The following is a 22969-nucleotide window of genomic DNA, read 5'->3' as shown; positions in this document are numbered from 1 at the left end:
TTATTGATCGAATGCCCGATGCTAGTAACGCCGCAGACATGGCGCAGTAGGCGACCTCACTTCATCCTGTGGGACCTTTCACTCCCTGTTCAGGCCGGCACCATCGCAAAGCCGACGCCGAAGCGGTTCCAGGCATTGATGGTGGCGATGGCCAGCGTCAGGTTGACCACTTCCTGCGGCTCGAAATGCGCTTGCAGCGCTTCGTATTCCGGTTGTGGCGCACCGCGCTCCGGCAGCCGGGTCAGGCATTCTACCCATGCCAGTGCGGCACGTTCACGCGGCGTGAAGTAGGCGGTTTCCTGCCACACGCTCAGCGTTTGCAGGCGCGCTTCTGTTTCGCCGGCCTGGCGTGCGTCATTGGCATGCATGTTGACGCAGTAGGCGCAGCCGTTGATCTGCGAAGCGCGCAGGCGCACCAATTCGAGCAGTGAATTCTCCAGGCCGCACTTGGCCAGGGCCTGTTCCAGGCCGACCATGGCTTTGTAGGCTTCCGGTGCGTGCTTGGCCCATTCGATACGTGTATTCATGGTGTTCTCCAGAAGGTGTTGGGTGGTCATGGCGCTACCTTAGCGCTGTGCAGCGATCAGCCCGATAGCCAATCGCACACTTTGCCCGGAGGCCAATCGGGCCATTCAGGTGCCCACTGAGGGGCATCCAATCTCTTCATTTCTGCCAAGGCCGGCAAGCCGGGATAATGGCCAGGTCTTGCAGAAGGAGTACCGATTCATGTCCGAAGAACGCTATATGCGCGAAGCCCTCGAACTGGCCCGCACCAACATTCAGGCCGGTGGCCGGCCCTTTGGTGCAGTGCTGGTCTACCAGGGGCAGGTGGTGGCGCGCGCGGTCAACGAGATCCACAGCACCCAGGACCCGACCGCCCACGCCGAGATGCAGGCCATCCGCAAGGCCGCGCATGCCTTGGGCCAGGCTCGTCTGGACGGTGCCGAGGTCTACGCCAGCGGTCACCCGTGCCCGATGTGCCTGGCGGCCATGCACCTGTGCGGCATCGAGCGTGCCTGGTTTGCTTATGACAACGATGAAGGCGAGCCTTTCGGCTTATCCACGGCTGCGGTGTATGCGCAGATGGCGCGCCCACCGCAACAGCAGAGCCTGCCGTTGCGGCCGCTGAAACCCAGTGGCGAAGCCGGCCTGTACCTTGAGTGGAAGCAGGCCAACACGCAATGAGAACTGCCTTGAATCTGTTGCTGGTGGTGCTGCTGGCGCTGAACTTGCGCCCGATCCTCACCAGCATCGGGCCGCTGCTCGAACCCATGCGCGCCAGTACCGGCCTGGGCTACCAGCAGGCCGCACTGCTGACCGCGCTGCCCGTGCTGTGCATGGGACTGGTGCCGTTGTTGCAACCTTGGTTGCGGCGCTGGGTCAGCGAACATGGCGGCATGCTCGCCGGCTTGTCGGCAATTGCGCTGGCGTGCTTGTGGCGCCTGCAACTGGACAGCGCCTGGGCATTGATTGCCAGCGCGGTGGTCGCCGGCCTCGGCGTGGCGGTGGTTCAGGGCATGATGCCGGGGTTGGTCAACCGTTGGTTCTCGACCCGCCTGGCTGGGGCCATGGGCATGTATTCCGCGGCCTTGATGAGTGGTGGCGGCCTGGCGGCGGTGCTTGGCCCGCATATCAGTGGGTACTTTGGCCATTGGCAGGCCGGGCTGGGCCTGTGGGCGATCCCGGCGCTTGTGGCGCTGCTGGCCTGGACGCTGCTGCGCCCACCGCAGGCTACGCCGACGCTGGCGGGTGCCACGGGCGGGCATTGGTTCGGCACCCGCCGTGCCTGGTTGCTGGCGGTGTATTTCGGCCTGATCAATGGTGGCTATACCAGCATGGTCGCCTGGCTGCCGGCCTATCACCTGGAGCACGGCGGGACCGCCCAGGGCGGTGGTGACCTGGTGGGGCTGATGACAATCTTCCAGGTTGCCGGCGCGCTAGGCCTGCCGTTGTTGCTGCGCCGCTGGGTCGACCGTCGGCCTGGGTTATGGCTGGCGCTTTCGATCCAGCTGGCCGGCTTCCTTGGGCTGTTACTGGCGCCCACGCTGAGCATGGGCGTGTGGGTGGCGATGATCGGCTTTGGCCTGGGGGCGTGCTTCAGCCAGAGCCTGACACTGACGCTGGAGCACCTGAAAACACCCGCCGAAGCGGGGAGCCTGGCGGCCTTTGTCCAAGGGATCGGCTTCATCATTACCGGGATCGTGCCGTACATCACGGGCGGGTTGCGCGACGTCAGTGGCGACTTCCAGGCGTCGTGGGTGCTGTTGACCGTGACGGTGGTGGCGATGTTGCTGGTGACGGCCTGTTTCGCGCCACGCGGCTATGCGGCAGCCATTGCCCGTTCGGCGCCGAACGGCCAGGCCGCGTCGGTTAGCTAAGGCGCTGCAGGGTATCGCGAACGCGGTCGAGGGCAGGGTCGATGTCGAGCAGTTCGATAGCGCCGAAGCCCATTACCAGCCCAGCGCGCACAGGTACGTCACTGAAGAAGGGCGCCAGCGAGTAAAGGCCGACCTCCACCTTGCGTGCGAGGTTTGCCAGCAGTTCGACATCCACCCCCGGCTTGGCCAGCGCGCTCAAGTGGAAACCGGCGCTGGCCGGCACGGGGCTGAACCAAGGCGCCAGGTCGCCGCCCAGGCGGGCGAGAATGCGCTCGCGGCGGGCACTGTAGACATCGTGGCAGCGGCGGATGTGCTTGTTCAGATGGCCCTCGCTGATGAAGCGCGCCAGTGCCCATTGCAGCAGGGTCGGGCTGTGCCAGTCGCTCAGGTGCTTGGCCACGCAGGCGGCTTTCAGCACGGCAGGCGGCAACACGGCGTAGCCCAGGCGCAGCTCCTGCAGCAGGGTCTTGGAGAAGGTCCCGACGTAGGCTACCAGGCCATGCCGGTCGAGGCGCTGCAAGGCGTCGGCGGGTGGCCCCAGGTAGCGGAATTCGCAGTCGTAGTCGTCCTCGATGATCAACGCGCCAAGCTCGGCGGCGCGTGCCAGTAACGCCCGCCTGCGCGGCTCGCTCATCGGCATGCCGAGGGGGAACTGGTGTGACGGGGTCACGTAGATCAGCCGCGTGCCGTCGGCGATCTGCTCGACGCACATCCCTTCATCATCCACCGGTACCGATTGCAGGCGTGCGCCCAAGGCCAGAAACAGTTGACGTGCCGGCGGGTAACCTGGGTCTTCCATGGCCACCGGGCAGCCCGGTTCGATCAGTACCCGGGCGATCAGGTCCAGCGCCTGTTGCGCACCATTGCATACCAACACATCCGCTGCGTTGCAATGTACGCCGCGGGCATAGGCGATGTGATGGGCGATGGCTTCACGCAGCTCAGGCAGCCCCTGGGCAGAGAACTGCCGCTCGGGGTGCCGCTGGCTGCGGCGCAGGGCGTAGTTCAGGCAGCTGCGCCACTGGTCGAACGGGAACTGCGTCTTGCTCGAAGCGCCGCCAACGAAGTCATAGCGCGACGGTGCTTGCAGTTGCGGCCTGCCCAGCACCGTCCCGCGTTGCTGCCAGCGTTCGAGGGATGCCGCAGCCGCCAAGGGGACGGCCGTTGCCTCGCTCGAACGCAGGGGGTGGCGCGGAGTGATGAACGTACCGCGACCGACCACGCCACTGAGCAGGTTGTCATAGGTAAGCCTGGAGTACGCCTCGGCCACGGTCTTGCGCGACACGCCCAGTTGTTCGGCCAGCAGCCGGGTGGGCGGCAATTGGCTGCCGGCCGCCAGGTGGCCACTGTCGATGCCCGCGCGCAGTTGCTGGTAGAGCTGGTCGGCCAGGCCTTTGCGGCCTTCCAGGCGGATGTGCAGTTCCATGAAACGATCCGGTGCAGGGGAGTGCTGAGGATAGCGGATCGCACTTCAACGTACAGTGCCAATGCACCGTGTTGCGCCTACAAGCGTGCCGTGCTGACCGTGATGTAGCCTTTGTCGGGCAGGGCGATGCGTATCACCGTTTCATCGGCCGGTGCCTTGTGTTTTTGCTTGATACGCACCCCGTCAACCGCAGCCGCCCGCATCCGGTGGGTGATGGCGCGGCCACTGGCGTCGAAGAAGGCTTCGCTGGCCAGCAGCTCGATGCGCTCGATCAACTGGCGGGTGCGCTCGTCGGTGGCACAGAAGAACAGCACCCCCGACAGGTGCGGGTCGTCATCAGGGTTGCTGACCTTGTGGGCCAGCAGTTCACGCAGGGTGTGGCGCAATTCGGCGGTGGGGCGAGCGGACTGGTGCATGCGGGGCCTCCTCTGGGTCGTCCAGAGGGGATCATGTTTTTAGCTGCCAGGCGCGACAAGTAGGGCCTTTCTGACGTAGTTGTGGGGGATTTCTGAAAGTGTTCAGCCTTGGGGTTTTCTGCGCCTATGAGATCGAGCGCCGCCCGCGCGGCGCTTCGCAGCACAAGGCTGCTCCCACATCTGTTTCGGGCCAGTTATTCCTATTCCATGGGCGCGCGGCCCCTTACCGCCCACCTCAATATCGAGTTGGACCAACAAGGCGGTCGCGCGCAAATATCACAGGCCTCACTGGCCCGAAACAGATGTGGGAGCAGCCTTGTGCTGCGAAGCGCCGCGCGGGCGGCGCTCGATCTCCCAGGCGCTGCACATCTAACGTCATACCTATCCCGCCCCCAAACCCGCATCGACAAGCTCAACCCAATGCCGCACCGGCGTGCGTCCGGCCCCAGCAAGGTGGGCCTGGCAACCGATGTTGGCGGTAGCAATGACCTGCGGCCTGCCGCTCTCCAAGGCATTCAGCCGGTTGTCCCGCAACTGCCGCGACAGCTCTGGCTGGGTCAGCGAATAGGTCCCCGCCGACCCACAGCACAAATGGCCATCCGGCACCGCGGTCAGGGTAAAACCGAGGCGAGTCAGCAGGCCTTCTACCGCACCGCCAAGCTTGAGCGCGTGCTGCAAGGTGCACGGACAATGAAAGGCCACACGCTGCTCGGCGCACAGCCCAAGCTGCTCGACCGGCGCTTCGCACAGCACTTCCACCAGGTCGCGAGACAAGGCACTGACCCGCGCCGCCTTGGCGGCATACCGCGGGTCCGCCTCCAGCAAGTGGCCGTAGTCGCGCACGAACGCGCCGCAGCCGCTGGCCGTTTGCACGATGGCTTCAGCCCCCGCTTCGATGACCGGCCACCAGGCGTCGATGTTGCGCCGGGCGCGGTCCAGGCCTTGGGCCTGGGCATTGAGGTGGTAATCGACCGCACCACAGCAACCGGCTTCGCGAATCGGTTCGACGCTGATCCCCAACCGGTCCAGCACGCGCGCGGCAGCGGCATTGGTATTGGGCGACAGCGCCGGTTGCACGCAGCCTTCGAGCATCAGCACCCGGCGGGAATGCCGTGGCGCCGGCCGTACGCCGGGTGCGGTCACCCGGGCGGGCAGCTTGCTTGTCAGGGCCGCCGGCAGCACCGGGCGCAAGGCTTGCCCAGTGCGGCACAGGGCCTTGAACAGCGCAGGGCGCGGCACCACCGCCCGCAGGCCCCCGTGCAGCAGGCGCTGGCCGAGCGGGCGTGGCACTTGCTGTTCGACCACGGCGCGGCCGATGTCCAGCAAATCGTGGTATTTCACGCCTGAAGGGCAGGTGGTTTCGCAGTTGCGGCAGGTCAGGCAGCGGTCCAGGTGGAGTTGCGTGCTGGCGGTGATCGGTGCGCCTTCGAGCACTTGTTTGATCAGGTAGATGCGCCCGCGAGGGCCATCCAGCTCGTCGCCGAGCAACTGATAGGTGGGGCAGGTGGCCGTGCAGAAACCACAGTGCACGCAGCTACGCAGAATGCGTTCGGCCTCTTCGGCGCGGGGCAGGCGTTTCGCGGCTTCACTCAGGTTGGTTTGCATGGTGTGCCCTCATAGGTCTGGGTACAGGCGGCCCGGGTTGAAGATGCCCTGGGGGTCGAGTTGCTGCTTGAGGGCTTTGTGGTAGCGCAGCAGGGCGGCGGGCAATGGTGCGCTGCTCTGTTCGCCAGGTGCGTAGCACGTGGCATGGCCACCGACGTCGGCAACCGCTGCGCGAATCGACTCCACTGGCGCGCTCGACTTCAGCCAGCGCTGCGCGCCGCCCCAGTCGATCAGTTGGCGCCCGGGTAGGTTCAGCTCCCCAGTGGCGTTGGGCACGGACAGCCGCCACAGTGGCGCCGGGTCGTCGAAAAAAGCCAGGCGCTGTTCGCGCAGGTCGGTCCAGAAGCAGCTGTCGAGCACGTCACCTCCCAGGCGTTGGCGTGCCGACTGCACCGAGCCTTCACCCCCTTCCAGGCGCAGGTACAGCGCCTCGCCGTCATGGCAGGCAGCGCTGATCGGCAGCGGCTGCTGGCCCCAGGTGGTAAGCGCCGCCAGCGCCTGGTGACGGTCCATCGGCAGGCATAGGCTCAGGCATTGGCGCGGGCGCGGCAGTACTTTCAGCGACACCTCGGTCAGCAGGCCAAGGCAACCGAAACTGCCGGCCATCAGCCGCGAGACGTCATACCCGGCGACGTTCTTCATCACTTCACCACCGAAGCGCAGTAGCTTGCCGTGGCCAGTGATCACCCGGGTGCCGAGCACATGATCGCGCACCGCCCCCGCCCATGGCCGCCGTGGCCCGGACAACCCCGCCGCAACGACACCGCCGAGGGTCGCTTCGGGGCCGAGGTGCGGGGGCTCGCAAGGCAGCATCTGGCCCGCCTCGTGCAGCGCTGCCTCGACTTCCTGCAGCGGCGTGCCGGCGCGTGCGGTTAGCACCAGTTCGGTGGGGTCGTAGCTGACGATACCGCGATGGCCGCGGGTATCGATGACTTCCCCGGCGAGCGGGCAGCCGAGCATGGCCTTGCTGTTGCCGCCCTGGATTCGCAGCGGTGTGCCCAGGATCAGTGCCTGGTTGACCTGCTCCAGCAGGGCCTGGCTGATGTCGCGGTCCTTGCCCATCAGAAACGCTCCAGGTCGGGGAAGGGCAACTGCCCGTGGTGCACATGCATCGCGCCGAATTCGGCGCAGCGGTGCAGGGTGGGGATGTTCTTGCCAGGGTTGAGTAACCCTTGCGGGTCGAAGGCGGCCTTGACGGCGTGGAACAGGGTGATTTCGTCGCTGTTAAACTGCGCGCACATCTGGTTGATCTTCTCCCGCCCGACGCCGTGCTCGCCGGTGATGCTGCCGCCTACCGCCACGCACAGTTCGAGTATCTTGCCGCCAATGGCCTCGGCGCGTTCCAGTTCGCCGGGCAGGTTGGCATCGAACAGTATCAGAGGGTGCATGTTGCCGTCGCCGGCATGGAACACATTGGCCACGCGCAGGCCGTACTGTTCGGACAGTGCGCTGATGCCCTTGAGTACGCGGGGCAGTTCGCGGCGTGGGATGGTGCCATCCATGCAATAGTAGTCAGGTGAAATGCGCCCTACTGCGGGGAAGGCGTTCTTGCGCCCGGCCCAGAAACGCGCGCGTTCGGCCTCGTCGCAGGCCAGCCGCACCTCACGTGCGCCGGCCAGGGTCAGCACGGCCGCGACACGCTCGCAGTCGTCATGCACATCGGCTTCGACACCATCGAGTTCGCACAGCAGGATCGCCGCCGCATCCACGGGGTAGCCTGCGTGGATGAAGTCCTCGGCAGCGCGAATCGCCAGGTTGTCCATCATCTCCAGCCCGCCGGGGATGATCCCGGCGCCGATGATCTCGGCCACTGCCCTGCCGGCGTCCTCGACGCAGTCGAAGCTGGCGAGCAACACCCGCGCCACCTGGGGCTTGGGCAGCAACTTGACGGTCACTTCGGTGACGATGCCGAGCATGCCTTCGGAGCCGGTGAACAGTGCCAGCAGGTCGAAACCGGGGCTGTCGAGGGCGTCGCTGCCCAGAGTCAGGCGTTCACCCTCGACCGTGAGAATCTCCACCTTGAGCAGGTTGTGCACGGTCAAACCGTACTTGAGGCAATGCACGCCCCCGGCATTTTCGGCCACGTTGCCGCCGATGGAGCAGGCGATTTGCGAAGACGGGTCGGGGGCGTAGTACAGGCCATAGGGCGCGGCAGCCTGGGAGATGGACAGGTTGCGTACCCCGGGCTGAACACGCGCGAAGCGCCCCTCGGGGTTTATCTCCAGAATGCGGTTGAAGCGCGCCATTACCAGCAGGATGCCTTTGGCCAGTGGCAGGGCACCCCCGGACAGCCCGGTGCCGGCACCGCGCGCCACCACCGGTACGCCGCGTTGGTGGCAGAGCTGCAATAAGGTCTGAACCTGTTCCAGGCGTTCAGGCAGCACCACCAGCAGTGGCACCGTCCGGTAGGCGCAGAGGCCGTCACACTCGTAGGGTTTGAGGTCTTCTGCGCGATGAAGAATCGTCAGGTCCGGCTGCGCATCGCGCAGGGCCTTGAGCAGGGCGGGCAGGTCCACGTCAGGCAGCGCTCCATCGACCCGCTCGTCGTAGAGGATGTTCATGGGGCTCACTCGGCGGCAATTGTTATTGTCGTTGGAAGCGTATCACCCCTTCAGCCTGCGTGTGCTCGCAGCACACCCACGCCTGCTAAATCTGCGAAGAGAAGCAGGCGTGGGTGTGCTGAGTGCAAGGTTTCAATGATTTGCTACAGGGTCGTCCTTGGAGAGAATGGCCCGGGCCAGTTCTTCGTCATTGGCCTGCAGGCCGGGATGGTCCTTACGTGCCTGTTCCAGCGCCGATTCCACGTAGGCACCGCGGATAGCACCGCCGCTGGCGACGAAGGCAGACAGCTCGTCACGGGCCGGGATAATCCGTTTGTCGTCCTTGAAGGTCGAATACAGCGAAGCGGAAACACCGGCCGAGGTGGCCACGTCGCCCGCATCGACGCGGGCCAGGGCAGCACCGGCAGGCAGCAGGAGCAGCAGCGCGGGGGCGAGGAATAGGTGGCGCATAGTGTGTTCTCCAGTAGCGTCAAGCCCAAGGAAATAAACCACTCACTGAGTAAGAGCGCTTGGGAGTGCGAGTAGTTCAATCTTTGCCTGGGGACTGTCGCACGCGCTGGTCATGCACGGTCTTGCGTCTTGTGGAGCAGCCTTGTGCTGCGAAGAGGCCGGTACAGACCACAGTAATTCGTGGCTGGTACCGGCCTCTTCGCAGCACAAGGCTGCTCCTACCGGGGCCGCGCATCAACGGCGATAGTAGCGGTGATCGTCCTGATAGCGGTGATGCATGGCCCGTTCATGGCGGCGCTCCCAATCACGACGGCGTTCCCAATCGCGTCGGCGCTCGGCTTCGCGGCGGGCTTGCTCGCGGCGCCATTGTTCGCGGCGCCAGTCGCCTCTGCGATCGTGCCAACGATCATCGTGCCAGTCGCGGTCATCATGGGCGAGCAACGGCGCCGTGTGTTCACCCGCCAGGCTGGCCACGGTCGGCCAAGGGTTTTCTGCCGGTTGCTGTAGCGCCTGAACGGTTGCGGCCGGGGAGACCGCGTTCGAGGTCTTTATCTGTGATGCTGATGCCGAGCCCACCGCCGCGAACGTGAACAGGCTGAGAAGCATCAACCGTGCGACATGCATTTTCATGAGCGAAGCCAACCTCTGGTTCTATTTACCTGTGCAGATAGACCTTTAAATAGGGAAAAGTTCTAGAGGGGGTAGGGGTTGATTGATTTGGCGCCTATGAGATCGAGCGCCGCCCGCGCGGCGCATCGCGAGCAACGCTCGCTCCTACGTCTGTTTCGGGCCAATTATTCCTGGGGCATGGGCGCGCGACCGCCTTGGCGCATGACGCGATATCGCGCCGAACAAACAAGGAGGTCGCGCGCGCCTGTCTCAGGCGTTATTGGCCAAAAACAAACGTAGGAGCGAGCGTTGCTCGCGATGCGCCGCGCGGGCGGCGCTCGATCTCAAACGCGCCCAAAATCCCCAGCCAACCACCTGTCAGCCCCAACGCACTATCAACCCCCACCCGCCACAAACACAGCCCGCAAATGCCCCCGATAACTGTCAAACGCGGCAATCACCCCGGCCACCACCTCCGCTTCCTCATCAGCCTCCAGTGCCAACCCATCAAGCTTGGCGACAAACTCACGCCAGTGCAGGCCGCGGCCATCGGGGTGGGGCGCCAGGTGCCGGGCGCCCAGGTTGCCATCCAGGCCCAAGCGCTGGGTCTGTTTGAACAGGAACGCCGCCCCCAGGTTCGACCCTTCGCTGCAATACAGCCAACCCAACGCCTCGGCGGGGCTGGCAAGGACCCGTTGCGGCGCAGCAGGCAGCGGCAACCCCAAGGCTTGCAGATCTGCCTCCACCGCTTCGAACCGCGATAAATGCACCAACCCCGGAAGGCGTCGATTCAGCTGCTCGTCGCGGTACAACGCCGTCAGGCTGCCATGGAAACGGTGTTGCACCTGCAGGAAGCGGGCATAGCGCTCACGGTCCTCGAAGGGGCGTGCGGCCATGACCAGTGCGTCGACACTGTCGTGGTCGCGGCTGCTGGACGCTTTCAGGCGTGCGCAGCGGCCGGGCTCGGTGAGGCACGTGGCGGTAGCAGTCATTGGGCGTTTCCGTGTCGAGGTGGCGAGGGTGGCATGGTAATCAGATCGCTCAGCCCAGGAAACGATCCTGTCATGCCGAAAATAATCGGCAGTGATTTATGATGCAGCCCTGTCGTCATTACCCCAAGGAGTCCGCGCATGAGCGCCCCTCAGTTCCGCAACCCCGTGCCCGCCGACGCTGAACGCTGCTACGCGATCGAAATCGGCGCCTACGAAGGGGATGAAGCGGCAACCCTGGAAAAAATCCGCACCCGCATTGTCCAGTACCCGGAAGGTTTTCTGCTACTTGAAGCCGAGGGCGAAACCGTCGGCTTCATCAACAGTGGCTGTGCGCATGACGTGGTCATGTCTGACGAGGCCTTCAAGGAGCTGGTCGGCCATGACCCGGCGGCACCGAACGTGGTGATCATGTCGGTGGTGGTCGACACCGCACATCAGGGCAAAGGCTATGCAACGCGGCTGATGAGCGAGTTCATCCAGCGCATGAAGGCCCAGGGCAAGCAGACCATCCACCTGATGTGCAAAGAGCAGCATGTCGCGCTGTACCAAAAGCTGGGCTACACCTACGTGCAGCCATCGCCCTCGGCGCACGGTGGCATGGCCTGGCACGAAATGCTCATGACGCTCTGAGCCTTATTCGGCCATCTGCAGCTCGGGCAGTTTCACCCGAAACGCCCGGGTCAGCCCAAGCAGGCAGGCGAACCCCACGCCCATCCAGCACAGCCCGATGGTGAACGACAGGCTCGACAAGCTGCTCCACAGCCACAGCGTACTGAGAAACCCCAGCCCAGGAACCACGCCGTACAGCAGGCAGTTGCGCGTGCCACGCAGCTTCTGGTCGACCAGGTAGTGCTTGACCACGGCCAGGTTGACAGCGGAAAACGCGAACAACGCGCCGAAGCTGATCATGTTGGCGACGGTGTCGAGGGTGATGAACAGGGCGATCAGCGACAGCAGGCTGACCAGCATGATCGCCGCCGCCGGTACACGCTTTTTCGTCACCAGCTGGCCAAACACGGCCGGCAACGCCCCATCGCGCCCCATGGCGAACAGCACCCGCGACACGCTTGCCTGGGAGACCATGGCCGAAGCGAAGCAGCCGGCGACATAGGTGGCGGTAAACGCCGTCACCAACAGTTCACCGCCCACCCGACGCATCACGTCCACCGAGGCCGAGTCGGGGTCGGCGAAACTGCCCCACTCCGGGAAGACCATCTGCGCGCAATACGACACCACCAGAAACAGCAGCCCGCCGATCAGCGACACGGCCATGATCGCCAGTGGGATGCGAAACGTCGGGTTGCTGGTTTCCTCGGCCATGGTCGAGACCGCATCGAAGCCAAGAAACGACAGGCACAGCACGGCGGCGCCGGTCATGATCAGCGGCACGCTGAAGCCCTCATGGTGGAAGGGCGCAAGCAATGACACAGGCGCCGACTGGCCGGCCAGGTTGCTGATCGACAAGCCGACGAAGACGATGATGAACACCAGCTGGACGACCACCAGAATCCAGTTCACCCGGGTAATCGATTCGATACCGATCAGGTTGAGGAAGGTCACCAGGGCGATGGAGCCTGCGACCCACACCCAGGCGTGGATGGCCGGGAAGTACTCCGACATGTAGATGCCGATCAGCAGGTAGCTGAGCAACGGCAAGAAGATGTAGTCGAGCAGCAGCGTCCAGCCAGTCATGAAGCCGATGTGGGTGCCGAAGGCTTTGCGGGTGTAGGTGTACACGGAGCCGGAGTAGGGGTGCGCTTGCACCATGCGGCCATAGCTGTAGGCAGTCAGCAGCATGGCGGCGAGGGTCAGCAGGTAGGCGGTGGGCAGGTGCCCCTTGGTCATCTGGGTAACCAGGCCATAGGTGGTGAATACCGCCAGTGGCACCATGTAGGCAAGGCCGAACAGCACCAGGGCACTCAGCCCCATGGATTTTCTGAAGCGGCCCGACGGGCTGGAGGGCGACGCGGCATGGGCGGGTTGGGCTGTAGTTGTTGTTGTATGCATTGCTAACTCCTGAAATCGGATGCAGGACGCCGCGGTAGGCGAGTGGGCTCGATACCGTTGCGGGGTCATGAAAGGAGGCTGGGCCAGCGTGCGGTGCGCGGCCCTCAGGGGTGGGGCCGGACGATGCTCCCACACCCCAGGCACACTCGAAATCACCCTTTGGGGTGAGCCGGTCGTCGCCTGAAAACGCTCACCCCAAAGGGTGATTTCGGTCTCTGCCTGGCCGTGGGAGTATTTGCAGACAACGCGCCGCCCCAACGGCGATACCGTTTCCCGCTACCGGCAGAATTCCAGTGAACAGTGACCAATTGGCTTCAGAGCAGTGGTTCGAGCACATGGCCAAGGTGACCGACATGATCGGCCAGCCGGGCTTTGCCGCCACCTTGTTCGGTGCGCTCGGGTTCATCCGGCCGATCCAGGCCACCACCGTCTACCTCTACCCCCATGACGGCATGCCGAGCGCGCTGTTCGAGCAAGATGACAAGGCGCCCTGGCTGCCAGAAGGCAATGTCAGCCGCTACCTTTCCGGGTTCTACCTGCTCGACCCGTTCTACGGTGCCTGCGTGGAGCGCGTCGAGTCTGGCTGCTACGGCCTGTTCGACGTGGCCCCTGACCACTTCGAAGTGAGTGAGTACTACCAGTCGTTCTACCGCCATTCGCACCTGGAGGATGAGCTCAATTACATCCTGCAGGTCGCGCCCCGCCAGAGCCTGGCGGTGTCGCTGGCCTTCACCGACAAACTGGACGTGCCAAGCCGCGAGCTGTTCGGCCGTGTCACGCCTTGGGTGCTGGCGGTGCTCAACAAGCACTTCGCCGGGCTGGGGAGCCGCGGGGGGCGTTTCGAGAACGTGCTGGAGCAGCGTATCCATGCCGCGCTCAACAACTTTGGCAGCTCGTTGCTGACCGAGCGCGAGTGCCGCATCGCCCAACTCATCCTGCGTGGCCACTCGACCAAGTCCTTGGCCGAGCGCCTGGGGGTGTCGGAAGACACCATCAAGTCCCACCGCAAAAACGTCTACGCCAAGCTCGACATCGGCACGCAATCCGAACTGTTTTCCTTGTTCATCGACGCGCTGGCCAATGCCCAGGGCGTGCTGGGCAAGGACCCGCTGGAAAGCTACATGGGCAAGCTGCGCTAAGCGCCGCAGCCCTGCAACACCCACCGACAACAAGGAAAACCACCCATGAATGCGCCTTTCGTTCCCCAACGCCAGACCCGTGACTACCAGGCCGCCGACGCCGCGCACCACATCCACGCCTTTCTCGACCAGAAGGCGCTCAATGCCGAAGGCCCGCGGGTCATGGTTGGAGGTGAACGGCTGCACCTGTGGGACAGCGAGGGCAAGCGTTACCTGGATGGCATGTCGGGGCTGTGGTGCACTCAGCTGGGGTACGGTCGCAAGGACCTGACCGCCGCCGCCGCCGCGCAAATGGACCAGTTGGCCTACTACAACATGTTCTTCCACACCACCCACCCGGCGGTGATCGAGCTGTCCGAGTTGCTGTTCAGCCTGTTGCCTGGCCACTACAGCCACGCGATCTACACCAACTCCGGGTCCGAGGCCAACGAGGTGCTGATCCGCACCGTGCGCCGTTACTGGCAGGTGGTTGGCCAGCCGACCAAGAAGATCATGATTGGCCGCTGGAATGGCTACCACGGCTCGACCCTGGCGGCCACGGCGCTGGGCGGCATGAAGTTCATGCACGAGATGGGCGGGCTGATCCCGGACGTGGCGCACATCGACGAGCCGTACTGGTACGCCGAAGGTGGCGAGCTGACCCCGGCCGAGTTCGGCCGCCGCTGCGCGTTGCAGCTGGAGGAAAAGATCCTCGAACTGGGTGCGGAAAACGTCGCCGGTTTTGTCGCCGAACCCTTCCAGGGGGCCGGGGGCATGATCTTCCCACCGGAAAGCTACTGGCCCGAGATCCAGCGGATCTGCCGCCAATACGACGTGCTGCTGTGCGCCGACGAGGTGATCGGCGGTTTTGGCCGCACCGGCGAATGGTTTGCCCATGAGTATTTCGGCTTCGAGCCGGACACCCTGTCGATCGCCAAGGGCCTGACCAGCGGCTATGTGCCCATGGGCGGCCTGGTGTTGAGCAAGCGCATCGCCGAAGCCCTGGTGGAACGCGGCGGGGTGTTTGCCCACGGCCTGACCTATTCGGGCCACCCGGTGGCGGCGGCCGTGGCCATCGCCAACCTCAAGGCGCTGCGCGATGAAGGCATCGTGCGCCAGGTGAAGGATGACACCGGGCCGTACCTGCAGCGCATCCTGCGTGAAGTGTTTGCCGATCACCCCTTGATTGGCCAGGTGCAGGGTGTGGGCCTGGTGGCGGCGCTGCAGTTCGCTGAACACAAGCCGACCCGCAAGCGCTTTGCCAACGAGAACGATCTGGCCTGGCAGTGCCGCACCTTCGGCTTCGAAGAAGGCGTGATCATTCGCTCGACCTTGGGCCGGATGATCATGGCGCCGGCACTGGTGGCCAACCGCGCCGAGCTGGACGAACTGGTCGACAAGACACGTATCGCTGTAGACCGCACTGCCCGGTTGGTGGGCAGGCTCTGAGCCAGTGGGGGCGCTTTGCGCCCCATTCGCGACGCAAGGCCGCTCCTACACGTGCAGGCGATCGTCTGTAGGAGCGGCCTTGCGCCGCGAATGGGCTGCAGCGCAGCCCCAGAATCCAAGACAGTCATAGGGAGTGAAAATGGAGCGTCTCGAATACTGGCAAACGCGCGCTGCAAGCCTGCGTTTGCCCGACAAGGCCCTGATCGGCAGCCAGCAGGTGAGCGCTAACAGCGGCGCCACGTTCGCCGCCATCAACCCGGCCACCCAGCAGGTACTGGCGCAGGTCGCCGCCTGTGGTCAGGCTGAAGTCGACCTGGCGGTGGCCACCGCACGCCGTGCCTTCGAGCAAGGCCCGTGGTCGCGCATGGCCCCGGTCGAGCGCAAGAAGGTGCTGCTGCGCCTGGCCGAGCTGATCATGGCCAACCGCGAAGAGCTCGCGCTGCTGGACTCGCTGAACATGGGCAAGCCGGTCATGGATGCCTACACCATCGACGTCCCCGGCTCGGCGCATGTCTTTGCCTGGTACGGCGAGGCACTGGACAAACTGTACGACCAGGTAGCGCCCACCGCGCCCAACGCGCTCGCCACCATCACCCGCGAAGCGCTGGGCGTGGTCGCCGCCGTGGTGCCGTGGAACTTCCCGCTCGACATGGCGGCCTGGAAGCTTGCGCCGGCGCTGGCGGCCGGCAACAGCGTGGTGCTAAAACCCGCCGAGCAATCGCCGTTCTCGGCGCTGCGCCTGGGGCAACTGGCGCTGGAAGCCGGTTTGCCGGAGGGCGTGCTGAATGTCGTGCCGGGCCTGGGCGAAGACGCGGGCCGGGCGCTGGGGCTGCACCCCGACGTCGACTGCCTGGTGTTCACCGGCTCCACCCAGGTAGGCAAGTACTTCATGCAGTACTCGGCGCAGTCAAACCTCAAGCAGGTCTGGCTGGAGTGTGGCGGCAAGAGCCCGAACCTGGTGTTCGACACCTGCCAGGACCTGGACTTGGCCGCGGAAAAAGCAGCGTTCGGCATTTTCTTCAACCAAGGTGAAGTGTGTTCGGCGAACTCGCGCCTGTATGTGCAGCGCTCGATCCACGATGCGTTCATCGAGCGCTTGCAAGCCAAAGCCCGCCAATGGATGCCCGGCAACCCACTCGACCCGGCAAGCCGCGCGGGTGCCATCGTCGATGCCGAGCAGACCGGTCGCATCAAGGCCGCCATCGACCGTGCGCACGCGCAGGGCGCCCAGCTAGTGTGCGGTGGCCGGCGCCTCACCATTGACGGCTCGGACAACTACATCGAACCGAGCATTTTTGCCGGCGTCGATGGCAGCATGAGCCTGGCCCGGGAGGAAGTGTTCGGCCCAGTGCTGGCGGTCAGCGCGTTCGACACCGAAGAGCAGGCCGTGCGCCTGGCCAACGACAGTGTCTACGGCCTGGCGGCGTCGGTGTGGAGCGACGACTTCAACCAGGTGCATCGCGTCGCGCGGGCGTTGAAGGCGGGCACCGTTTCGGTCAACACGGTGGATGCGCTGGATGTCACGGTGCCGTTTGGGGGTGGCAAACAGTCGGGGTTTGGTCGCGACCTGTCGCTGCATTCGTTCGACAAGTACTCACAGCTCAAGACCACCTGGTATCAGCTGCGCGCTTGAAAGCCGAATGCTGCGTACCCCAGCCACGCACGCCCGGTGTAGGAGCAGCCTTGCGCTGCGAAGAGGCCGGTGATAGCACTGAAGATTTACTGTGTTATCACCGGCCTCTTCGCAGCACAAGGCTGCTCCTACCACGACCGCGCATGGCTGAAGGGCAGGGCAGGCAGGGCAGTCAGCTCAACTCCCCTTCGATGATGATCACCTCGCGACGCCGAGCGCAGTGCGAATGTCTTGACGCTCAGGTAGGCTTATCGTCAGCCCCGTAATCACCAGGGAGGTAACGATGCAGCCACTGAGCCACGCGCAGGTACTGGCCATTGCCCAGGAAAATCCCATCAACCGGGCTTTGCTGTCGCTGTTGCCCACGCTGGATATACCGCACTGCATGCTGACAGCGGGGTGCCTGTTCCAGGCTTTCTGGAACCATCGCTCAGGGCAACCGGCAGCGTGGGGCATCAAGGATTACGACATTGCCTACTTCGATGAAGACCTGTCGTGGGAGGCTGAAGACCGGGTGATCGCACGGGTTCAGCAGGCCAGCGCGCACCTTGGCGTCAATGTCGAGGTGCGCAACCAGGCCCGTGTTCACCTGTGGTACGCCTCGAAGTTCGGCACCACCTACCCGGCATTGCAACGGGTAACCGATGGCATCGACCGCTACCTGATCAGCTCGACCTGCCTGGGCATAGATGTCTACACCGGCGCGCTGTACAGCACCCATGGCCTGGATGATCTTCAGCACGACCTGCTAAGGCCCAACCCATTGAACCTGCAACCTGGCTTGTTCGAGCAAAAAGCGGCCAGCTACCGGGAGCGCTGGCCGTGGTTGAAAGCGGTTGGCTAAGCGATCACCGCACATCACACCTGGCTGTCAGTGCGCCCGTCACGGGTGGTCAGCCGGCGTGAGCCACTGCGCGTAAGTGATGCAGCTGATGTGTTCGGTTCGATAATCCTGAAGGAACGGGTTGTATTTGTTTTCTTCGGTGTGGTGATGGCGGAACCCGCACTTCGATTGGGCAACAAAAGACTGGGTGTTGTCAGCGAAATAGCCACACCAGAGCGCCTTGAGTTTCAGGGTTTCAAACCCGTGCCGCATCACTTCACGCACGGCTTCGGGAATCAGGCCTTTGCCCCAGTACGGCACGCCGATCCAGTAGGCGATTTCGCCTTCCTGCTCGCTGATCTCGAAGTGGCTGTTGCCGCCTATCAGAATGCCCACACATCCCACTGCACGGCCGTTCTCCTTCAGTTCGACGGCATACACCTCGGGGTGATTGAACACGGTGCGGATGATCTCGGCACTGTGCGCAACGCTGGTGTGCGGTGGCCACCCCGCGACAGGGCCAACGCGGTCGTCCTTGGCATATTCGTATAAGTCAGCGGCATCTGTTTCTTGCCAAGGGCGCAGCCACAGCCGTTGTGTTTCAAGTTGCATGTCCTGTACTCATCCTGGGTTACTCGGGCGTCACAGGGTAGTGGGCGGCGCTTGACGGGTACACGTTAGTACCTCGGCAGTTTCGGTACTTTTCGAAACTCCATCAGCGAGCGGTGATAAGCTTTGCGCAGTTTAAGCAGGCAGCGTTGAGCCACCATGCAGCACATTCCGAAACTGGTTACACCGGGCGATCCGCCCCGCTTGGGGGACACCACCCTCGCTGAAGGGGTAGGCGTGCCGCTGTCTTTCGGCCATGCCTACATTACGCTGCTGGTGTGCTTGTCCGGCAGTGCCGCCTTCGCGTTCAACTTCAAGGACCAGGCGGTCAGGCGTGGTGATGTGATGGTGTTGGCCGAGGACACGATCGCGTTGCTCAAACGTCGCTCACGCAGTTTCAGGGTATTTTTTTGCCTGATGCCCAAAGGCTTTGCTGCGGAGGTGGCTTACCAACTGCCAAACCCCTTGTTCGTTTTCTTGCATGACCACCCACACTGCGTGCCGGCCAACGCCGACAGGCCGCTGCTGGGGGGCTGGTTGGCGCACATGCGGGACATTGCGCAGCGCTGCCCCACGTACCAGCACATCATGCTCAGAAATCACCTGCAAAACCTGTTTCTGAAGATCGCCGAGCAACTTCCGGCGCAGTACCAAGCGGGCCGGCAATTCAGCCGCCAGGAAACACTCAGTTGGCGTTTCTGGGAGTTGATAGGCAAACACTGCATGCGCCACCGAGAGGTGAAGTTTTATGCCGATGCGCTGACGATCACGCCGTTTTATCTGTCGCAGCTCAGCAAGGCTTTTTTCAATGACACCCCCAAAGGCCTGATTGACCGTCAGGTGACCTTGGAAATCAAGGCACTGCTTTCATACAGTACCCTGGCGATTGGGCAAATCGCGGACACGCTCAACTTCGTCGACGCGTCGTATTTGTGCCGGTATTTCAAACGCCAGACGGGGGTTTCGTTGTCCGGTTACCGTAGACAGGCGCAGGCGCCGAATGGGTAAGGTGAGGTAAATGGCTTTGCGCAAGCTTTCAAGGCGCCGCGTCTAGGGAGAATTAACATGCGGCTGAGGGAGCTGTGATCCACTAATGTGGGCTAATCGCGATGGGGCGAATCAACGAGTGGTTGACAGCGTCCCAAAGCGGATTTTCTGGATCAAAATTTATCCAACCTGGGTTCCCGAATACTTACGATTGAACGTGCCGTTAGTGGAGTTAAAGTAGCCCACTTCCGCAGCGACCAAGTCGATTTCTTTAGACGTAGACATAGGCGTGAATACGTAGGTCCATTTTCCATCGTTAGTTGATGTAGGCATCATGCTGACCATTTCTTTGTTTAACCAAAGAATAATCCTGTGATTCGCTGCTGCCGTACCATGAACGGTGAAAGGTGGGGTCGCTCCTGCGTTGGAGTCGCCTGCTTTCAGCTCATCGCCATTACTGTCCGTGATTTTAGAAATGCTGACTGACATGTTTAATCTCCCAAAAGAAAATTTACTACGGGTTGATAGTATTCTTCTGTAGAACAAGGGCAACTGGCATAAGTGTCAGTTGACAAGTACTCTCGCAAAAGGTCCTTCATGGGATTGACCCAAATGTTATGCCGAACAGCAGCACCAGGCTCCAGGGTATGAACCTGCACCTCCTCATCGATTAAGGCCGGCCCTTGATTGCCCGCGTTGCTAGGGTTGCCTCCGGGAGGGCACTATCCTGCTTTGACTCGCCACGGATGACGACCATGCACATACGCCAACTGACCTACGACGACCTGCCCTCCGCCAGCACTCTGTGCCTGGACGCATTCATGCAGGCCGTTGCGCCTTCGCTGTCGGCGCAGGGTGTGGACACCTTCGCCAAGGTGGCGGCGGCACAGGCGTTTGCCGAGCGTATGGAGGGCGATAACCTGATGCTGGTGTGCGTCGCGGACGGCGCCCTCACCGGGTTGATCGAATTCAAGGAAGGCCGCCACGTGGCCATGCTGTTCGTCGCACCGGGCTGGCAACGTCGGGGCATCGGTACGCGCCTGATGAACGCGGCACTGGCGCAGGCGAGGGAGGCGGTGGTGACGGTCAGGGCGTCGTTGTCTTCGGTGGCCGCCTACGAACGCTATGGGTTCGTTCTGACAGGCGACGTGGGCGAGTTTGCCGGGCTGGTCTATCAGCCGATGGAGAAGCGGTTGCCCTGATTTTTAGCGATGCCGTTACCCAACGCCCAATTCTCCTTGCACACATAGGCGCACTTGCCGGGGACGCCCCCCCCTGTAGGAGCAGCCTTGTGCTGCGAAGAGGCCCGTGACAACACCATCAATCTTCGTTGTTGTCGCGGGCCTCTTCGCAGCACAAGGCTGCTCCTACAGGGCTTGGGGTTGAGCGGGGATTTGACGCGTCTGTGGCTCGAATCAGAAGCTGTATTTGAAACTCGTCATTACATTGCGTGGCGTGCCATAAACGCCGTACAGGCCGGATTGGCTGTAGTACTCGCGGTCGAACACGTTGTTCAGGTTCACCGATGCACTCACGTGCTGGTTGATGTCGTAGCGCGCCATCAGGTTGGTGACCGCGTAGCTGCCCTGACTGAAGGTGTGCAGGTCGGCGCCGACCTTGCTCTGCCAGTTCACCCCACCGCCGACCGTGATCTTGTCCAGTGGCCCGTGCAGCCGGTAGCTGGTGAAGGTCTTGAAGCTGTTGCGCGGCAGGTTGGTGTTGATGCGCTGGTCGTCGGCGTCAGTGGTCACCGAATAGGCATAGCCGGCCGATGCTTGCCAGCCTTCGGCCAGCTCGCCGTTCAGCTCCAGTTCGATGCCCTTGGAGGTGGTGTCCTGTTCGGCGCTGTAGACGTTGTCGTGTTGCCAAATGGCCAGGTTGTCCTGCTCCAGCTTGAACACCGCGAGGCTCGAGTTGAGCTTGCCATCGAGGTGGGTGCCCTTGATGCCGAGCTCGTAGCCGACACCTTCCATCGGGTCGAGCGGCTTGTTGCTCTCGTCGGTGACCCACGAGCCCTGCGGGTTGAAGATCTTGGTGTAGCTGGCATACAGCGACCAGGTGTCGTCGAGGTCGTAGACCACGCCGGCATAAGGGATGAATACGCCGTTTTCCTCACGGTTCACTTCGGTTTCGTCGCCGCCATACGGCCTGTCCGAGGTGTCGCGCTTCCAGTTGATCAAGCGGCTGCCAAGAATCAGGCTGAGGTCGTCGGTCACGCTGAAGCGCGAGGTCAGGTACGCCGCGTACTGGTCTTCGTCGATCGATGACTTACCGCTTTCGACGAAGTCCGGCTTGGCAGACTTGCCGTCCCAGGTGAACAGGTTGTCGATCACACCCGCTGGCGAGCCGGCGTAGTCATAGCGCCAGCCGCCCCAGCTTGGGGTGCTTTCCCGGTATTGGGACAGGGTCATGCCGGTAATCAACTCATGGTCACGCCCGAACAGGTTGAACGGGCCGGTGACGTACAGGTCGAGGTTGTCTTGGCGCGGGGTGCCGGAAAAGCGCACGGGCAACTGGGTCAGGCCGCTGCCCTCCGGGCTCAGCTCACCCATGGCAAAGTTGAACAGCTCGTCGAATTTGTTCTCGGCATGGGTGAGCTCGACCTTGCCGCTCCAGCCGTTGCCCAGTTGCTGCTCGATGGAGGTGAAGAAGCTGGTTTGCTCGTGATCGTTGTACGACCAGCCTGGCGCGGCATTGAGCGAGCGCTTGAGGTTGGTGCGATCACCGGTCGTGAAGCGCGTCGGCAAGCCGGAGCGCAGCGGTGAATCGATGTCGCTGCGCAGGTAGCTGAAGCCCACGGTCAGCAGGGTGTCTTCGCTGAGGTCGAATTCGGTGATGCCATACATCAGCTGCGATTGCTGGTTGTAGCGGTCAATCCAGGCTTTTTCGGTTTTGTAGTCGGCGACGAAGCGCCCCCGCACGTTGCCGGTTTCGGTCAGCGGCCCGGACACATCGAAACCGGTGCCATAGCGGTCCCAGTTACCCGCTTCGCCGGTGATGCTGGCCTGGGCGTCGGCGGTGGGGCGCTTGCGGATCAGGTTGATCGTCGCCGAGGGGTTGCCCATGCCGCTGATCAGGCCGGTGGCGCCGCGCACGATTTCGATGCGGTCGTACATCGCCATGCTCTGCGAGTAGTTGTCCAGGCGGGTACTGGTCGGCACGCCGTCGACCTCGTAGTTCTGGATGGCAAACCCGCGCGACCAATACGAATCGCTCTCCGAGCCCAGGCCATCGCGAACCACGGTGATGCCTGGCGCGGCTTCCAGCGCGTCAGTGAGGTTGGTCAGGCGCTGGTCATCCAGGCGCTGGCGGGTCATCACGGTCAGCGATTGCGGGGTCTCGCGAGGGGTAAGGTTGAGGCGCGTGGAACTGCTCGACGAATAGGTCGTGTAGAGCCCGCTGCCTTCGGTGGTCGAACCCGGCGCCTTGCCCGAGATGGACACCGCGCTCAGCTCCAAGGCCCCCGTGGCAGTGGCTTGCAGCGAATAGTTGCCGTTGACGCCGCGGCTGGCTTCAAGCCCGGTGCCAGCGAGCAGCATCGCCAGGCCCTGGTCGACATCGAAACGGCCCTGCAGCCCGCTGGTGCTGCGGCCCTCGGTCAATGCCGTGGGGTAAGACAGCAGAATGTGCGCGGTCTGGCCAAAGCGGGCCAATGCGGGCGCCAGTGGGCCGGCAGCGATATCGAAATCGGCCTGCGCCTGCTCGGCAGCGGTGGCCCAGCCGGGCGTCAGCAGCAGCGGGACGCTTGCACTCATGCAAGCGATACCCTGGACCACTGCGCCGGCGAGTTTTTGCGTAACCGATAACTGCCAGCCCTGGCGTTTGCGTGCGGTGCGATTCACGAGTGTTCCCCCATTGATTTGAAGTGCTGAGGGTTAAGTCTCGTGAGACGCGAAATCGGACCAC

22 protein-coding genes are annotated in these 22969 nt (G+C 63.3%); 9 read left to right on the top strand and 13 right to left on the bottom strand.

Going from position 1 to position 22969, the window contains the following annotated elements:
- Window positions 1-89: 89 nt before the first annotated feature.
- Window positions 90-527, bottom strand: a complete 438-nt coding sequence (locus ACMCNM_RS20505; RefSeq protein WP_186680510.1) for a carboxymuconolactone decarboxylase family protein — start codon at window positions 525-527, stop codon at window positions 90-92.
- 199 nt (window positions 528-726) lie between these two features.
- Here ACMCNM_RS20505 and ACMCNM_RS20500 point away from each other — a divergent pair, with 199 nt between their 5' ends.
- Together ACMCNM_RS20500 and ACMCNM_RS20495 are read left to right on the top strand one after the other, a co-directional pair.
- On the top strand, window positions 727-1185 hold the full coding sequence (locus tag ACMCNM_RS20500; protein ID WP_027593711.1) for a nucleoside deaminase: 459 nt from the start codon (window positions 727-729) through the stop codon (window positions 1183-1185).
- Window positions 1182-2378, top strand: a complete 1197-nt coding sequence (locus ACMCNM_RS20495) for a cyanate transporter (protein WP_412765305.1) — start codon at window positions 1182-1184, stop codon at window positions 2376-2378. Before ACMCNM_RS20500 ends, ACMCNM_RS20495 begins: the two co-directional genes overlap by 4 nt.
- Here ACMCNM_RS20495 and ACMCNM_RS20490 read toward each other — a convergent pair.
- From ACMCNM_RS20490 to ACMCNM_RS20455, 8 genes are all read right to left on the bottom strand, one after another.
- The gene (locus ACMCNM_RS20490) at window positions 2371-3804 is read right to left on the bottom strand and encodes a PLP-dependent aminotransferase family protein (RefSeq protein WP_412765304.1); all 1434 of its coding nucleotides are present in this window, start codon (window positions 3802-3804) and stop codon (window positions 2371-2373) included. The two genes, ACMCNM_RS20495 and ACMCNM_RS20490, sit on opposite strands and share 8 nt — an antisense overlap.
- A gap of 77 nt (window positions 3805-3881) precedes the next feature.
- Window positions 3882-4220 (bottom strand): hypothetical protein, encoded by a 339-nt coding sequence (locus tag ACMCNM_RS20485; RefSeq protein ID WP_027593708.1) that lies wholly within the window; start codon window positions 4218-4220, stop codon window positions 3882-3884.
- 381 nt (window positions 4221-4601) lie between these two features.
- The gene (glcF, locus tag ACMCNM_RS20480; RefSeq protein WP_412765303.1) at window positions 4602-5825 is read right to left on the bottom strand and encodes a glycolate oxidase subunit GlcF; all 1224 of its coding nucleotides are present in this window, start codon (window positions 5823-5825) and stop codon (window positions 4602-4604) included.
- A gap of 9 nt (window positions 5826-5834) precedes the next feature.
- Window positions 5835-6887 (bottom strand): glycolate oxidase subunit GlcE, encoded by a 1053-nt coding sequence (glcE, locus tag ACMCNM_RS20475; protein ID WP_412765302.1) that lies wholly within the window; start codon window positions 6885-6887, stop codon window positions 5835-5837.
- Complete coding sequence (gene glcD / locus ACMCNM_RS20470) at window positions 6887-8386, bottom strand: glycolate oxidase subunit GlcD (protein WP_412765301.1); 1500 nt, start codon at window positions 8384-8386, stop codon at window positions 6887-6889. Before glcD ends, glcE begins: the two co-directional genes overlap by 1 nt.
- A 132-nt stretch (window positions 8387-8518) precedes the next feature.
- The gene (locus ACMCNM_RS20465) at window positions 8519-8836 is read right to left on the bottom strand and encodes a DUF2388 domain-containing protein (protein ID WP_412765300.1); all 318 of its coding nucleotides are present in this window, start codon (window positions 8834-8836) and stop codon (window positions 8519-8521) included.
- A gap of 234 nt (window positions 8837-9070) precedes the next feature.
- Window positions 9071-9466 (bottom strand): hypothetical protein, encoded by a 396-nt coding sequence (locus tag ACMCNM_RS20460; protein ID WP_186680523.1) that lies wholly within the window; start codon window positions 9464-9466, stop codon window positions 9071-9073.
- A 374-nt stretch (window positions 9467-9840) separates the two neighbouring features.
- Window positions 9841-10437 (bottom strand): biliverdin-producing heme oxygenase, encoded by a 597-nt coding sequence (locus ACMCNM_RS20455; RefSeq protein WP_412765299.1) that lies wholly within the window; start codon window positions 10435-10437, stop codon window positions 9841-9843.
- A gap of 138 nt (window positions 10438-10575) precedes the next feature.
- Here ACMCNM_RS20455 and ACMCNM_RS20450 point away from each other — a divergent pair, with 138 nt between their 5' ends.
- Complete coding sequence (locus tag ACMCNM_RS20450; protein ID WP_412765298.1) at window positions 10576-11067, top strand: GNAT family N-acetyltransferase; 492 nt, start codon at window positions 10576-10578, stop codon at window positions 11065-11067.
- Between the two features lie 3 nt (window positions 11068-11070).
- Here ACMCNM_RS20450 and ACMCNM_RS20445 read toward each other — a convergent pair whose 3' ends face one another.
- Entirely contained in the window at window positions 11071-12444 is a 1374-nt protein-coding gene (locus ACMCNM_RS20445; RefSeq protein WP_252824802.1) for an APC family permease, read from the bottom strand.
- A gap of 335 nt (window positions 12445-12779) precedes the next feature.
- Between ACMCNM_RS20445 and ACMCNM_RS20440 the strand changes: the two genes are divergently transcribed.
- The 4 genes from ACMCNM_RS20440 to ACMCNM_RS20425 all read left to right on the top strand — a co-directional run bounded on the left by ACMCNM_RS20440 (window position 12780) and on the right by ACMCNM_RS20425 (window position 17488).
- Complete coding sequence (locus ACMCNM_RS20440; RefSeq protein ID WP_412765947.1) at window positions 12780-13583, top strand: helix-turn-helix transcriptional regulator; 804 nt, start codon at window positions 12780-12782, stop codon at window positions 13581-13583.
- 45 nt (window positions 13584-13628) lie between these two features.
- Window positions 13629-15011, top strand: coding sequence for an aspartate aminotransferase family protein (locus tag ACMCNM_RS20435; protein ID WP_412765297.1), 1383 nt, complete (start codon window positions 13629-13631; stop codon window positions 15009-15011).
- Between the two features lie 139 nt (window positions 15012-15150).
- The gene (locus ACMCNM_RS20430; RefSeq protein WP_238216848.1) at window positions 15151-16644 is read left to right on the top strand and encodes an aldehyde dehydrogenase; all 1494 of its coding nucleotides are present in this window, start codon (window positions 15151-15153) and stop codon (window positions 16642-16644) included.
- Window positions 16645-16927: 283 nt separating this feature from the next.
- The gene (locus ACMCNM_RS20425; RefSeq protein WP_412765296.1) at window positions 16928-17488 is read left to right on the top strand and encodes a nucleotidyltransferase family protein; all 561 of its coding nucleotides are present in this window, start codon (window positions 16928-16930) and stop codon (window positions 17486-17488) included.
- Between the two features lie 39 nt (window positions 17489-17527).
- Here ACMCNM_RS20425 and ACMCNM_RS20420 read toward each other — a convergent pair whose 3' ends face one another.
- Window positions 17528-18079: a GNAT family N-acetyltransferase gene (locus ACMCNM_RS20420; RefSeq protein ID WP_412765295.1), complete on the bottom strand. Its 552-nt coding sequence runs from the start codon at window positions 18077-18079 to the stop codon at window positions 17528-17530.
- Between the two features lie 156 nt (window positions 18080-18235).
- Here ACMCNM_RS20420 and ACMCNM_RS20415 point away from each other — a divergent pair, with 156 nt between their 5' ends.
- Window positions 18236-19084 (top strand): helix-turn-helix domain-containing protein, encoded by an 849-nt coding sequence (locus ACMCNM_RS20415; protein ID WP_412765294.1) that lies wholly within the window; start codon window positions 18236-18238, stop codon window positions 19082-19084.
- A 159-nt stretch (window positions 19085-19243) separates the two neighbouring features.
- Here the strand turns inward: ACMCNM_RS20415 and ACMCNM_RS20410 are convergent, their stop codons facing one another.
- Complete coding sequence (locus ACMCNM_RS20410; RefSeq protein WP_265969729.1) at window positions 19244-19552, bottom strand: hypothetical protein; 309 nt, start codon at window positions 19550-19552, stop codon at window positions 19244-19246.
- A 266-nt stretch (window positions 19553-19818) separates the two neighbouring features.
- On the opposite strand from ACMCNM_RS20410, the gene ACMCNM_RS20405 reads away from it, so the two are divergent.
- On the top strand, window positions 19819-20265 hold the full coding sequence (locus ACMCNM_RS20405) for a GNAT family N-acetyltransferase (RefSeq protein ID WP_412765293.1): 447 nt from the start codon (window positions 19819-19821) through the stop codon (window positions 20263-20265).
- Between the two features lie 213 nt (window positions 20266-20478).
- Here the strand turns inward: ACMCNM_RS20405 and ACMCNM_RS20400 are convergent, their stop codons facing one another.
- Window positions 20479-22818, bottom strand: coding sequence for a TonB-dependent siderophore receptor (locus ACMCNM_RS20400; RefSeq protein ID WP_412765946.1), 2340 nt, complete (start codon window positions 22816-22818; stop codon window positions 20479-20481).
- Window positions 22819-22969 lie beyond the last annotated feature (151 nt).

The organism is Pseudomonas sp. NGC7 (genome assembly GCF_047159675.1).
Classification (GTDB): domain Bacteria; phylum Pseudomonadota; class Gammaproteobacteria; order Pseudomonadales; family Pseudomonadaceae; genus Aquipseudomonas; species Aquipseudomonas kermanshahensis.
The sequence above is the reverse complement of the archived record's forward strand: the minus strand, read 5'-3'. Positions and strand labels throughout refer to the sequence as shown.

Bases quoted from the DNA above. Each gene is read 5' to 3' on its own strand.
- ACMCNM_RS20405 (WP_412765293.1), top strand. From the start codon at position 19,819: ATGCACATACGCCAACTGACCTACGACGACCTGCCCTCCGCCAGCACT.
- ACMCNM_RS20490 (WP_412765304.1), bottom strand. From the start codon at position 3,804: ATGGAACTGCACATCCGCCTGGAAGGCCGCAAAGGCCTGGCCGACCAG.
- ACMCNM_RS20455 (WP_412765299.1), bottom strand. From the start codon at position 10,437: ATGACTGCTACCGCCACGTGCCTCACCGAGCCCGGCCGCTGCGCACGC.
- ACMCNM_RS20420 (WP_412765295.1), bottom strand. From the start codon at position 18,079: ATGCAACTTGAAACACAACGGCTGTGGCTGCGCCCTTGGCAAGAAACA.
- ACMCNM_RS20400 (WP_412765946.1), bottom strand. From the start codon at position 22,818: ATGAGTGCAAGCGTCCCGCTGCTGCTGACGCCCGGCTGGGCCACCGCT.
- ACMCNM_RS20450 (WP_412765298.1), top strand. From the start codon at position 10,576: ATGAGCGCCCCTCAGTTCCGCAACCCCGTGCCCGCCGACGCTGAACGC.
- ACMCNM_RS20410 (WP_265969729.1), bottom strand. From the start codon at position 19,552: ATGTCAGTCAGCATTTCTAAAATCACGGACAGTAATGGCGATGAGCTG.
- ACMCNM_RS20485 (WP_027593708.1), bottom strand. From the start codon at position 4,220: ATGCACCAGTCCGCTCGCCCCACCGCCGAATTGCGCCACACCCTGCGT.
- ACMCNM_RS20465 (WP_412765300.1), bottom strand. From the start codon at position 8,836: ATGCGCCACCTATTCCTCGCCCCCGCGCTGCTGCTCCTGCTGCCTGCC.
- glcE (WP_412765302.1), bottom strand. From the start codon at position 6,887: ATGGGCAAGGACCGCGACATCAGCCAGGCCCTGCTGGAGCAGGTCAAC.
- ACMCNM_RS20460 (WP_186680523.1), bottom strand. From the start codon at position 9,466: ATGAAAATGCATGTCGCACGGTTGATGCTTCTCAGCCTGTTCACGTTC.
- glcD (WP_412765301.1), bottom strand. From the start codon at position 8,386: ATGAACATCCTCTACGACGAGCGGGTCGATGGAGCGCTGCCTGACGTG.
- ACMCNM_RS20415 (WP_412765294.1), top strand. From the start codon at position 18,236: ATGCAGCACATTCCGAAACTGGTTACACCGGGCGATCCGCCCCGCTTG.
- ACMCNM_RS20495 (WP_412765305.1), top strand. From the start codon at position 1,182: ATGAGAACTGCCTTGAATCTGTTGCTGGTGGTGCTGCTGGCGCTGAAC.
- ACMCNM_RS20445 (WP_252824802.1), bottom strand. From the start codon at position 12,444: ATGCATACAACAACAACTACAGCCCAACCCGCCCATGCCGCGTCGCCC.
- ACMCNM_RS20430 (WP_238216848.1), top strand. From the start codon at position 15,151: ATGGAGCGTCTCGAATACTGGCAAACGCGCGCTGCAAGCCTGCGTTTG.
- ACMCNM_RS20440 (WP_412765947.1), top strand. From the start codon at position 12,780: ATGGCCAAGGTGACCGACATGATCGGCCAGCCGGGCTTTGCCGCCACC.
- ACMCNM_RS20505 (WP_186680510.1), bottom strand. From the start codon at position 527: ATGAATACACGTATCGAATGGGCCAAGCACGCACCGGAAGCCTACAAA.
- ACMCNM_RS20425 (WP_412765296.1), top strand. From the start codon at position 16,928: ATGCAGCCACTGAGCCACGCGCAGGTACTGGCCATTGCCCAGGAAAAT.
- ACMCNM_RS20500 (WP_027593711.1), top strand. From the start codon at position 727: ATGTCCGAAGAACGCTATATGCGCGAAGCCCTCGAACTGGCCCGCACC.
- glcF (WP_412765303.1), bottom strand. From the start codon at position 5,825: ATGCAAACCAACCTGAGTGAAGCCGCGAAACGCCTGCCCCGCGCCGAA.
- ACMCNM_RS20435 (WP_412765297.1), top strand. From the start codon at position 13,629: ATGAATGCGCCTTTCGTTCCCCAACGCCAGACCCGTGACTACCAGGCC.